Origin of the sequence: Guyparkeria halopsychrophila (assembly GCF_044582135.1) — a bacterium.
Taxonomy (GTDB): Bacteria; Pseudomonadota; Gammaproteobacteria; order Halothiobacillales; family Halothiobacillaceae; genus Guyparkeria.
Window position 1 is genome coordinate 1 of the sequence record NZ_JBDODP010000034.1, and the last position, 11,674, is coordinate 11,674.

The 11,674-nt window shown below is 54.1% G+C and carries 11 protein-coding genes; all 11 read right to left on the reverse strand.

What is annotated here, in order from left to right:
- Positions 1-98: 98 nt before the first annotated feature.
- On the reverse strand, positions 99-1,106 hold the full coding sequence (locus ABGV18_RS11025; protein ID WP_396586071.1) for a polysaccharide biosynthesis protein: 1,008 nt from the start codon (positions 1,104-1,106) through the stop codon (positions 99-101).
- Between the two features lie 44 nt (positions 1,107-1,150).
- Positions 1,151-2,308, reverse strand: a complete 1,158-nt coding sequence (locus ABGV18_RS11030) for a glycosyltransferase (protein ID WP_396586072.1) — start codon at positions 2,306-2,308, stop codon at positions 1,151-1,153.
- Positions 2,305-3,654: a hypothetical protein gene (locus ABGV18_RS11035; RefSeq protein ID WP_396586073.1), complete on the reverse strand. Its 1,350-nt coding sequence runs from the start codon at positions 3,652-3,654 to the stop codon at positions 2,305-2,307. The genes ABGV18_RS11030 and ABGV18_RS11035 overlap by 4 nt, the downstream gene beginning before the upstream one ends.
- Positions 3,639-4,760: a glycosyltransferase gene (locus ABGV18_RS11040; RefSeq protein WP_396586074.1), complete on the reverse strand. Its 1,122-nt coding sequence runs from the start codon at positions 4,758-4,760 to the stop codon at positions 3,639-3,641. Before ABGV18_RS11040 ends, ABGV18_RS11035 begins: the two co-directional genes overlap by 16 nt.
- Positions 4,760-5,590, reverse strand: a complete 831-nt coding sequence (locus ABGV18_RS11045; RefSeq protein ID WP_396586075.1) for a sulfotransferase family 2 domain-containing protein — start codon at positions 5,588-5,590, stop codon at positions 4,760-4,762. The genes ABGV18_RS11040 and ABGV18_RS11045 overlap by 1 nt, the downstream gene beginning before the upstream one ends.
- Before the next feature lie 377 nt (positions 5,591-5,967).
- Positions 5,968-7,302 (reverse strand): oligosaccharide flippase family protein, encoded by a 1,335-nt coding sequence (locus ABGV18_RS11050; RefSeq protein WP_396586076.1) that lies wholly within the window; start codon positions 7,300-7,302, stop codon positions 5,968-5,970.
- Positions 7,299-7,847 carry a dTDP-4-dehydrorhamnose 3,5-epimerase gene (gene rfbC, locus ABGV18_RS11055; RefSeq protein ID WP_396586077.1) on the reverse strand — a complete coding sequence of 183 codons (549 nt, stop codon included), beginning with the start codon at positions 7,845-7,847 and terminating at the stop codon, positions 7,299-7,301. The genes ABGV18_RS11050 and rfbC overlap by 4 nt, the downstream gene beginning before the upstream one ends.
- Positions 7,848-8,729, reverse strand: a complete 882-nt coding sequence (rfbA, locus tag ABGV18_RS11060) for a glucose-1-phosphate thymidylyltransferase RfbA (RefSeq protein ID WP_396586078.1) — start codon at positions 8,727-8,729, stop codon at positions 7,848-7,850.
- Positions 8,729-9,622, reverse strand: coding sequence for a dTDP-4-dehydrorhamnose reductase (gene rfbD, locus ABGV18_RS11065; RefSeq protein WP_396586079.1), 894 nt, complete (start codon positions 9,620-9,622; stop codon positions 8,729-8,731). Before rfbD ends, rfbA begins: the two co-directional genes overlap by 1 nt.
- A complete protein-coding gene (rfbB, locus tag ABGV18_RS11070; protein WP_396586080.1) occupies positions 9,619-10,698 on the reverse strand; it encodes a dTDP-glucose 4,6-dehydratase in 1,080 nt (359 codons plus the stop codon). The genes rfbD and rfbB overlap by 4 nt, the downstream gene beginning before the upstream one ends.
- A gap of 490 nt (positions 10,699-11,188) precedes the next feature.
- Positions 11,189-11,674 (reverse strand): UDP binding domain-containing protein (locus ABGV18_RS11075; RefSeq protein ID WP_396586081.1); only part of this gene is annotated, 486 nt, incomplete at its 5' end.

The following is an 11,674-nucleotide window of genomic DNA, read 5'->3' on the forward strand; positions in this document are numbered from 1 at the left end:
TGGCTCGTAGGTGCAGGTGCAGGTGGCGGCCCAACAAGCCCTGAGCGCCTGTCACAACTATCTTCATTCAATCTCCCAAGTTTCAGGCAAAAGCGGCTTTACGCACTCAGCGCGGCACGCACTTCCGGCAGTGTCAGCAACAGCTCTTTTAGCTCATCCTTGTCGAGCTGATAGGTATTGTGGGAGTGGTAATCCTCGGTGGAGACCTCTTCCACATCGCCTTCGGTGAAGTACTTGCTGTAGTTCAGGTCACGGTCATCGAAACTGACACGGTAATAGCCTCCCAAATCCTCCGCACGTCGCAATTCTTCGCGGCTAGCCAGGGTCTCATAGAGTTTCTCACCGTGGCGCATACCGATAATGTGGATTTCGTTCTTTGCTTCGAACAGATCCAGCAGCGTTTCCGCCAAGAGTTGCACGGTGCAAGCCGGCGCCTTCTTGATGAAGATGTCGCCTTGACGAGCGTGATGGAAGGCGAAATTGACCAGATCAATCGCGTCCGGAAGCGAAAGCATGAACCGAGTCATGCTCGGCTCCGTCAAGCTTAATGGCTTTCCCTCCCGAATCTGCTTAATGAATAGCGGTATCACCGAGCCACGCGAACACATCACGTTTCCGTACCGCACGCAAGAGATCGTCGTCTCCCCTTCACTAAGTTGCCGACTGGCCGCTTGCGCCGTCTTTTCCATCATCGCCTTGGACATCCCCATGGCATTTATCGGCATTACCGCCTTATCGGTACTCAGACAAACCACGCTCTTCACACCCGCCTCGATCGCGGAATCGATCACGTTCTGACTGCCGAGGATATTGGTTTTTACCGCTTCCAGCGGAAAGAACTCGCAGGAGGGGACCTGTTTGAGCGCAGAGGCGTGGAACACTAGGTCGACACCGCGCATGGCCTTGTCGACGGAGTGGCGGTCGCGCACGTCGCCGATGTAGAACTTCAGCTCTGGCCGATTATAGGCAATGCGCATCTCCTCTTGCTTGGCCTCGTCACGGCTCAGAATGCGAATATAATCACATTCCCAAGAAAGCAATTCATTGACCATCTGGCGACCAAAAGACCCTGTGCCTCCCGTTATCAGAACCTTTTTTCCTTTCATCTCACTCACCACCTTTATTCAATATAAGGCCAATTAGAAAAATATTAATGAGGAGACGCTCCACTCGCCTCTTCATAGGTTTTTCGGAGAAACGCAAACGTTTCGTCTGCACAACGCAACCAAGAATACTCTTTGGAACGACGATACGCCTTTGCCGCCAAACAGTAGCGCCTTTCTGGGTCATCTAAAAGGTTCCTAATTGCATCCGCTATCATGGCTGGCTGCTCTGGATCGAAATATTGCCCTCCATCCGCGAGAATCTCTGGCATAGGGCCACGATCTGAAGAGGCGATTGGTAAACCACCAGCCATCGCCTCCAAAAGGATATTTGGCATATTTTCACAGCTAGAGGCGAAGACAAAAATATCGGCCTCTTTATACTCCTGATCCAATTTTTCATGCGCTACCGAACCACAATACACCAGCCAATTCTGGTCGGGATCGAGCTTAACAATCACCCTTTTTAGTTTTGAAAGAGCGGGCTCGTACCCACCGCCAACCAACCTAAGCTCAACTGGCCACCCTTCGTCCCTAATCTGGCTAATCGCTTCGGCAACATGCCACTGGTGCTTATATGCATTAACCGTGGATACATAAAGTATCCTAACTATTTCCCGCGACCGAACACGAGCGGAGTTCCAGCGAATCGAGGGCGCATTTAGGAAACGACTATCAATCCCGTGTGGGATAACCACATTTTTACTGGGCACTTCCTGAAGCTGTGCGGTTATCTGCGCACGGGCGTAATTAGTCAAAAAAATTACACCATCAGCCTTTTTAAATGCGCGACTTTGAAGCCACCGCAACGCTTCAAGCCGGGCTCTAGAAATTCCTGGGGGGTATCGTGCTTTTTCCCTTTTTTCAAAAGGCAGCATATTGCGTGACATCGTCACCCAAGGTACGTGTTTTGGACCGCCAAGCCCACCAGGAATCAACAACAGGTCACACGATTTCTGGGCCAATCTGGGTAGACGAAGCGTTCGCCATAGGAACCGGGATATAAGACCACGGTCAAGCTGAGGTTCATGGATAAGTTTGACCCCCTCACGCCCATCCTCTAGCGCCGAGAGTGTTCGATCACCACCCCAAACAAGAAGCTCCGAAAAGCCGTGCCGCTCTGGATCCGCAGCCTTGATAAGTTGCCGCAGATGCGTAAGACCACCTCCGCCTAAAAGGTTCGAAGCATCAATCCCAATTCTCATGACGTTGGCCCTAAATGCTGCGCGCCGCTATCGACATCTTGACGCATTCTCCTCATGGAACCGATATGTGCCATATTTAAAAGAATGGCAAGAAACATAACCACACCCAACAGCCTAAAAATGCTCTCCTTTTCAACGAGAACCCCTGTCCACAAAAACAACATTCCTGGAGCAATCACAGAATAAGAGACTAAAGCCCATCCCTTATACGAAAAACGATACAGTAGGCCATAGAACAAAAATACCAACATAAAAATCCCAGCGGAATGAAGCCCACCGTACTTAACACTTAACACAGAGAACGCGGGTAAGATTTTACCCTTTTCCCGCAACTCATAAAACAGATCGGAACGCGAGGACTCTAGCACAAGGCCAAAATTAGCAAATGCCTCATATACATACATAAGCGGCTGAACCATGGAGTACATCCAAGCAGATTCTAGGGCATGAAAACTCTGGCCGTACCAAAAATCATAAAAATTGGCCTGCGCCCTGATAAAAGCATTGAGAACAACAAAGGATGCGACAAGAAAAAATGCAACCAAGACACGACTAACCCGTGGCTTAACTAAAGCGGTGTAAACGACCAACCCAGATACCACCGAGTATAATATCGGGGACCTTTTACCGTATGAAACCAGTGCCACGGCGATAACAAATAATCCCAGAATGAGAAGAACCCCCTCTGCATTCGAAACTTTTTTAGCCAATGATTTTGATGAAAAATATCGAACAGTCACTAGAACGATAAATATTTGAGAAAGGGAAAAAACCGTTGCGGTACCCGGAACATGCCAAAACTCTTTGGCCGCAGATGTGGGATCGTCTGAGAGTATTGGAAAGGAAAAACCGGAAGCCACCGCTGCGACCAAATATGCACCTAACGGCAATATTAAAAAAAAAACGACAATCGACCCGGAGGAATATAAGCGAGAGTTTTTGGACAGCAATTCCGGACGGAAATCCTTTGCGACCGAACCACCCCTAACTAGAAGAAAAACCAACAGCTGCGAGACATGGAACAACAATACCACTAAAAAGAAAAACGTATACGAAGCCGACGACATACTTGGCAACGTGAAAATCAACGTTTTGAGCGGGATCTGGGCAATTAAGAATGGAAGGACCCAACCGAAAAAAAACAGGCTTCTTGGGTTTGGGCGATAACCCGACAGAAAAAGAAATACGAACAACTCGACGAATACATAGCCGAGGAAATAGACACGCATCACGCCCTGATCCAAGCCGGCATAACCCATGAGAAAGCCGAAAACACCGACAAACAGAGCACTGAACTGGCTAAGCACGTCGGCTTTAGAACCTAATCCGGCTATCTGCATTTCCACCCCGCCTTACGACCATGCGCCAAAGCAACGCGCTCGAACACGTCCGCTAGTTGGCGCGCAACCACTTCCGTTGAATATTTCTCGACAACAACCTTTCTTCCCTGTTTGCCAAGACACACCCTAAATTTTGGATCGTCACACAATTTAAGCACCGAACCATACCACTCCGTCTCATTAGATGCAGAAAACCCAACATCACCCGCGGAAAGGACATCATTATTCATCCCAACTGGCGACGCGACAACCGGGATCCCGACCGCCATATACTGGAGCAATTTAAAGCTACATTTTCCTTGGCTCCAGTCCGAATCACGCAGAGGCATGATCCCTACATCGAGTTCTTGAAGGTCACTTACCTCGCCTGACTCAGACCAGTACCTAAATTCCACACGTTCTCCGTCAAATTGCCACCCGTACGGACGCTCGTTAGAAATAATTAGAATCCTCACATCGTCCCGATCAATTAAGACCTTTTCCAGCGCCGGCTTAGCGATCTTCAGATTAGGAAAATTTCCTGACGTCCCGATCCACCCAATTGTGCAACAATGTCTGCTTTTCGTTTCATGAGAAGTTCTAGGGCGATATTTTTCGGTATCGATGGCTGTGGGAACCACATACACTTCGTTACAATACTGGCTATACCATCTGGAAATATATTCATTGCCAGCGATAACCACATCGACATTTTTCGCGAGACGAGCCGCGGAGCCAACACCTCTCGGATCAGAAAGCCAAATTGCGTCATCTACATCAAGAACTCGAGGGTGGGGCAGGAGTTTAACTGTCTCTTCGAGACCCGGGACAACTGACCGGCTGATTAAGGTTATATCGGATTTTCTCGACCCAACAAAAGAGGGTAACCGAGTGATAATATTAATAAAACTCTGAATAATTGCCCACGGGAACAGATAACGGCGCCTTATCCGGCCAAAGATCCAGGGAAGCTGGATCATTTGCGGTATGGCCGGACAATACTCTGTTACTGTTACGCATTCTTGCAACAGCGGGTCAATATATTGACGAACACGAAAGCGCGAAGACGGAACATTTTTCCCTTTTGTCAGCGCAGCAACGTAAATGCGACGTTTCTTAAATTGTGAGTTCATTACTGGCTTTCCTTGGATCGGCATTTATCCAACGAGGCCAATAATTCAAAATCTCTTTGGTAGAAATCTTCTATAAACGACTTCACGTAATCACTGTCAACCAAATCTCTCAGAGCCGCCCCTTGCTGCGTGTAAAAAATAGACCGAAGGGATCGATATTTCTGATCTGACAAGAACGGCTTAAGCATTACTTTCACTATAGGAGAAGCTGGGGTGATCAGTTTTCTCATTGCTGGAAAACGATAAACAACCGACTGATTCACACTGACGCGTTGCTCGCTTCTCTCATAATATCCGGATTCGCCCTCGCCAAGATACTCATTAATGTTATAAAATAATGATTCCAAATCATCTAGACCGTACACAGCATCAATAATCTTGCGCCCGTCGTGATAAACGTAATCATGCTGCGGTTGAAAATGAATATACTTGGCCGGCAATAAGGTTTGCGCATCATTCATTTTTTCTAAGTCACATATTACACGCGTCAATTCGGATTTTAAATCAGACGGAGAGAGATCTTTTATATGACCCATTCCGTACCTTTTTAGATGCTGAGCAAAAGACGATGGAAACCTAGCAAAGGGATCTCTAACCACCGCGAATGATTTGTACTTAATCACTTTTTGATATTCATTTGGAAAATACTTTTTGAGCACAAACAATGGAATATGGACATAATCAACCAACCCTAAATCTGGATGCACTTCGACGCGGCCAGTGAACGCCCCGTTAGTCTCATCAAAGTTCTGCAGCCGACTTCGGACGGTCGACCCGCCGCATTTTGGTATGTGGATATACACAAACTCATAACGATCACTGATGATCATAATTAAATTTATCCCCAAAACGTTTATATCACTTTGCAAATGCGATATTGATTTAACGACCAACATCATATGCAAAACAACGAATTCGTGACTACGATACACACCCCATTGAGGGCCTACACTGTCGCCGAACCGCGCTTGAAGCAACGCACACCGTCCGAGCCTCTATTTCGACATTTCTATGGTTAGTTCCATAAGGAGCCGAGGCGCCCACAGCAAGCCATCGTCCGGATGTTTAGCTAAATAAAAATAACTATTCGTTATTTTTATTTCCTCCAGCCAAGAATTCCGATCGTTCACACAGCCTACTTGCAATATTATTCAGGAAAGGTGCATCTCGAAAAGATCTATTTGAATCCATGGTTGTCCCTTAAAATTCAAATCGGTCCGGGCCACATTTTCAGGCGCCTTGTCACTAGCACTGCTAACACAACATTCCAAACGATTAAACCGATGGCGGTTGCGAGTGCAGCCCCGACGGCGCCAAGTGATGGTATCAAGATTGCCGCTGCAACGCCGCTGACAAGCAACGCTACCACCTGTCCCAGCAAGGTATCGTGCTCAAATCCACTCATCGTCAGCAACATGCCAACCGAGCCAAATCCAACATTGATGAGTTGGCCTACCGCAAGGATTGCTAACGGCAAGGTGGCTATCTCCGCATATTGCGCACCAAATACGACACTTAGAATCGGCCCACCGAAAAAGATCAGTGGCAATGCAATCGGCAACGCCACCACCAGCGCCATCCGTGCCGAATGGCGACTGAGCGCCTGGAGCCTTAAAGGGTCCCCGGAACGATGAACCTGGGTGATGTGCGGACCAATGACCAGGTTCACCACGGTCAGGGACAGCGCCACCAACATCGCACCCCGCTCGGCAACCTGCATGGCAGCCACTTGGTCGTCCGTGCTCAACCAGCCCAGCAGGAGTATGCCGCTCTGCGTGCTCAGGGTACTGGCCGCTACCAATACCGTGAAGGGCATCCAGGCATGTAGCCATTGCCGGTTTAGCGCGGCGTCCCTTGCCGGCGATGCGCCTTCACTTTCGGGGAACGTGCGCTTGAGGAGCACGACGCCAACGGCGAATGCCATCGCCAGCCCGACGAGGAACGCAACCACGGCGGTCAACGGGTTTAAAGAACCCGCAACTAGCAGGGAGCCGGCCACGACCAAAAGAACCAGTGGCCGGACGAATAAATCGGGGAATTGCCCCTGCACCACCCGGCGAAGACCGGCCAGAATGCCGGCACGTACGGCATTGAGTCCCAGTAGCGGCAGGGCGATCAATCCCGCCAGTAGCAGTGTCCAACGGTCATCGACTTGCCACTCGGCGAACCAGAGGGCGGCCCCACCCACCACGATGGTGACCAGGACGCTGCCAAGCAGGACGTGGCGATTAGCCCATTGCAGGAGTGCACGGATTCGGCCGTCATCACCAGCCTGATGCATGCCGGCGGTTTCACGGGTGGTGAGTTGCATCAGTGCCGGAGCCAGCGGAATGGATAATGTGGTGATCAGGGCGATCACGAACGCATACTGGCCAAACCCTTCCGGACCGAGGCTCCGCGCCAAAAGGATGGTGGCCAGCAGCATGAGCGGCAGGGAAAGCACCTTAAGCGCACCGACACCCATGCCGCCACGCAGGAGCTGGGCGCGTAGTCCGTCGCCCCGCCCCATGGCGACCAGACGGCTGAACCGACCCTCATTCAATCGAAATACTCCGCGTCACGAAAGGACGGGGCCTGCCCGTCCTTGGCCGAAACCAACGGTCGGCTTTCAACGGGCCAGCCGATGCCCAGTTCGGCGTCGTCCCAGCGGATGCTGGCCTCGCACTCAGGGGCGTAGAAATCAGTGCACTTGTACTGGAACTCGGCGACGTCGCTGGTCACCAGAAAGCCATGGGCGAAACCGGGAGGAATCCACATCTGGCGCCGATTGCCGGCCGAGAGCGTCTCCCCCACCCACTGGCCGAAGGTGGACGCCCCCTTGCGGATGTCCACGGCCACGTCGAAGACCTCCCCGACCGTCACGCGCACCAGCTTACCCTGAGCGTGTGGCGGAAACTGGTAATGCAGGCCGCGCAAGGTGCCCTTTACGGATCGACTGTGGTTGTCCTGAACGAAGATGACGGGGTACCCGACGGCCTCGTCGAAGGCCTTCTGGTTGTAGCTCTCGTAGAAGAAGCCGCGATCGTCTTCGAAGACGCGGGGTTCCAGGAGCAAGACGTCGGGGATCGAAAGCGGAGTGGCTTTCATTCAAAAGACCCTCTCTTCGAGCACGCGCTTGAGATAGCGGCCGTAGCCGTTCTTGAGCAGGGGGCGGGCCAGCTCTTCGAGCTGGTCGGCATCAATCCAGCCCCTGCGGAAGGCAATCTCCTCGGGGCAGGCGACCTTGAGACCCTGGCGTTGCTCGAGGGTGGCGATGAACTGACTGGCGTCCAGCAGGGATTCGTGGGTACCAGTGTCCAGCCAGGCGTAGCCGCGCCCCATGATTTCGACGTTAAGTTTGCCGGCATTCATGTAGGCCACATTGAGGTCGGTGATCTCCAGCTCACCACGGGCCGAAGGCTGTAGTTCCTTGGCCATGGAGACGACGTCGTTGTCGTAGAAGTACAGACCGGTGACGGCGTAGCTGGACTTCGGTTGCTCGGGTTTTTCCTCCAGCGAGAGCACTTTGCCGTCGGGGTCGAACTCGGCGACGCCGTAGCGTTCCGGGTCGTGGACGTGGTAGGCGAACACGGTCGCGCCCTGCTCGCGCTCGATGGCGCTGCCAAGCAATTCGTCGAAGTGGTGGCCGTAGAAGATGTTGTCCCCAAGCACTAGGGCGCAGGGATCATCGTCGATGAATTCCTCGCCGATGATGAAGGCCTGCGCCAAGCCGTCCGGGGACGGCTGCACGGCGTATTGCAAGTTCAGACCCCATTGGCTGCCATCGCCAAGCAGTTGCTTGAAGCGCGGGGTGTCTTGGGGTGTGGAGATGATCAAGATGTCGCGAATGCCCGCCAACATCAGCGTGGAGAGCGGGTAGTAGATCATCGGCTTGTCGTAGACCGGTAGCAGTTGCTTGCTGATCGACAGCGTGGCCGGATGCAGGCGGGTGCCGGAACCGCCGGCGAGGATGATGCCTTTTCTCTTCATCAGGATCCGTTTGTCTTGGTAATCTGGTCGACCATCCGGTCGACGTGAATGGTCCAATCGGGGAAGTGCAGGCCCAATGCCTCTTCCAGGCCGCTCGAGTCCAAACACGAGTTCGCCGGGCGGGTCGCCGGAGTCGGGAAGTCCGCCGTACCGATCGCCTGGAGATCATCGCCACGAACTCTCAGCTCTTGCCCGTTGACGATCGCCCGGTCGATGGCTCGACATGCCAGACCGTGCCAACTGGTCGCACCGTTCGCGGTGAGGTGGTAGGTTCCAGCCGGAAGCTGAGCCTGCCGGAATCCCGCTAGGGCGAGCGAGGTGACGTCGGCGATCAGTTCCGCAGAAGTTGGTGCACCGATCTGATCGGCTACGACTTTCAACTCGTCACGTTCCGCGGCCAAACGCAGCATGGTCTTGATGAAGTTCTTCCCACGCGCGGAATAGACCCAACTCGTGCGGAAGATCAGGTGGCGACAACCGCTTTCTCGCAACGCAATTTCGCCGGCCCGTTTCGTACGCCCGTAGGCGCTTTGCGGATTAGTGGGATCACTCGGCTGGTAGGCCCCTTGTTTTGAGCCATCGAACACATAGTCCGTGGAGTAGTGAACCACCAGCGCGCCCGTATCGTTGGCATATGCGCCTATTTCCGCCACGGACTCCGCATTGACCGCCCTCGCGACCGCTTCCTCTTGTTCCGCTTTATCGACAGCGGTGTAAGCCGCAGCATTGACGATGATATCGGGCTTCTCCTGAGTCAATCGCTGCCGCACAAATTCCGGCGCTGCCAGGTTGATCTGCTCACGACCAAGCGCCACGACATCACCGTGCGGGAGCAAGGTGCGCGAGAGCTCACGCCCCACCTGTCCGTTTGGGCCAAGAAGCACGATCTTCATGTCCCAACTCCAAGCCTTTCGCCCTGGTAACTGCCATCCTGCACACGGCGGCACCAGTCTAGGTTGTTCAGGTACCAGTTCACAGTCTTTCGCAACCCGGTCTCGAAGGTTTCTTCAGGGATCCAACCCAGCTCACGCTCGATCTTGCCGGCATCGATGGCATAGCGCAGGTCATGACCCGGGCGATCCCGCACGTAGGTGATCAGGCCGCGGAAGCCAGCGTCGTTGCCGGCCGCGCGGGCGTGCCGGTTGTCGGCGGCCAGTCCTTCCAGCAAGTCGCAGATGGCGTGCACCACGTCGATATTGCGCTTCTCGTTGTGCCCGCCGATGTTGTAGGTCTCCCCTGCCCGGCCTTCCCACAACACGGTGTGCAGGGCCCGGGCGTGGTCTTCCACGTAGAGCCAGTCACGCACCTGCTCGCCCTTGCCGTAGACCGGCAGGAGCTTGCCTTCTAGGGCATTGAGGATGATCAGCGGGATGAGCTTCTCCGGGAAGTGGTACGGGCCGTAGTTGTTGGAGCAATTGGTGACCACGGTGGGCAGGCCGTAGGTTCGCTGCCAAGCACGCACCAAGTGGTCGGAGCTGGCCTTGGAGGCGGAGTACGGCGAGCTGGGGGCGTAGGGCGTTTTCTCGGTGAAGAGCTCATTCAGGCCTTCCAGATCACCGTATACCTCGTCCGTGGAGACGTGGTGGAACCGGAAATGCTTCCGGCCGGCCTCGTCGAGCTCGTTCCAGTACGCCCTTGCCGCTTCCAGCAGGGTGTAGGTACCGACGATATTGGTCTCGATAAACGCTGCCGGGCCGTCAATCGAGCGGTCCACGTGACTTTCCGCTGCCAGGTGCATGACTGCGTCGGGGCGGTGCCGGGTGAACACGTCTTCCAGGGCGGCACGGTCGACGATGTCGACCTGCTCGAATCGATAGCGCGGGTCGTCGGCCACCGAGGCCAGCGACTCGAGGTTGCCCGCGTAGGTGAGCTTGTCGACGTTCACCACCTGGTCGGAGGTGTTGGCGATGAGGTGACGGATGACCGCCGAGCCGATGAACCCGGCACCGCCGGTGACGAGAATCTTCATAAATCGGAAAGCACGTGTTTGTGTTCGTGTTTGAGGTGTTGAAATCCAGAAGAGGTCAGAGGTCAGAGGTCGGTCAGGCAGAGCTTGTTGCCGGGCTTCCGCTGCTGCACGTTTTTCTGACAGAGATCTGATCGCTGGCTTCTCAACATCTGCCGTCTCATTTACTGATTGTTTCTGTGGGTTGGGCTTCAGTCCAACGGTCGGCCGTCAGGCCGACTTCCTGTCCGATTCTATTCGGCAAACCTATCCATCCGCCCCTCGGGCGGATTGTCGGGCTGAAGCCCGACCCACGGCGCCGCTTGGCACCGCTTGACCTCGTTTTTCTCCCGTCATTCCCGCGAAAGTGGGAATCTAGGCACGGTGCCGTCTGAAAACACCATGGATTCCCGTCCCCGTTTTCACGGGGACAAGCTGTAGCGAGAATGACGAGTTTGGGGATCAGGCGTTGTACCCCGCGGCGGCGAATGCAACTCGCCGCTCCAATGGTGGTTTACAACCGGCCGTCGACTTCGTCCCTCCCCAGCAGGTGCTTGATGTCGTAAACGATGCCGTTGTCCCGCGTAAGGGCGCGGATGCCTTCGGCGCCCAGTTGGCAGAAGTCGTCATGGGCAACGGCCACGATCACGGCATCGAAGGCGCCCTGGGCCGGGGCGGGGTCGAGTTCGAGGCCATATTCCTCGCGGGCTTCGTCGGCATCGGCCCAGGGGTCATGGATGTGGACGTCGACGTTGTACTGTTCGAGGTGGTGGACCACGTCGACCACGCGCGTGTTCCGCAGGTCCGGACAGTTTTCTTTGAAGGTCAGGCCAAGGATGAGCACCTTGGAATCGACGACCTGCACGCGGTGCTTGGTCATCAGTTGCACGATCTGGGCGGCGACGTATTCGCCCATGCCGTCGTTGGTACGGCGGCCGGCGAGGATCATCTCGGGGTGGTAGCCGATCTCCTGGGCCTTCTGGGTGAGGTAGTACGGGTC

What these genes read in the sequence shown, in the direction of transcription:
- ABGV18_RS11025 (WP_396586071.1), bottom strand. Translation starts at nt 1,106, where the DNA reads ATGAAAGGAAAAAAGGTTCTGATAACGGGAGGCACAGGGTCTTTTGGT.
- ABGV18_RS11030 (WP_396586072.1), bottom strand. Translation starts at nt 2,308, where the DNA reads ATGAGAATTGGGATTGATGCTTCGAACCTTTTAGGCGGAGGTGGTCTT.
- ABGV18_RS11040 (WP_396586074.1), bottom strand. Translation starts at nt 4,760, where the DNA reads ATGAACTCACAATTTAAGAAACGTCGCATTTACGTTGCTGCGCTGACA.
- ABGV18_RS11045 (WP_396586075.1), bottom strand. Translation starts at nt 5,590, where the DNA reads ATGATCATCAGTGATCGTTATGAGTTTGTGTATATCCACATACCAAAA.
- rfbC (WP_396586077.1), bottom strand. Translation starts at nt 7,847, where the DNA reads ATGAAAGCCACTCCGCTTTCGATCCCCGACGTCTTGCTCCTGGAACCC.
- rfbA (WP_396586078.1), bottom strand. Translation starts at nt 8,729, where the DNA reads ATGAAGAGAAAAGGCATCATCCTCGCCGGCGGTTCCGGCACCCGCCTG.
- rfbD (WP_396586079.1), bottom strand. Translation starts at nt 9,622, where the DNA reads ATGAAGATCGTGCTTCTTGGCCCAAACGGACAGGTGGGGCGTGAGCTC.
- rfbB (WP_396586080.1), bottom strand. Translation starts at nt 10,698, where the DNA reads ATGAAGATTCTCGTCACCGGCGGTGCCGGGTTCATCGGCTCGGCGGTC.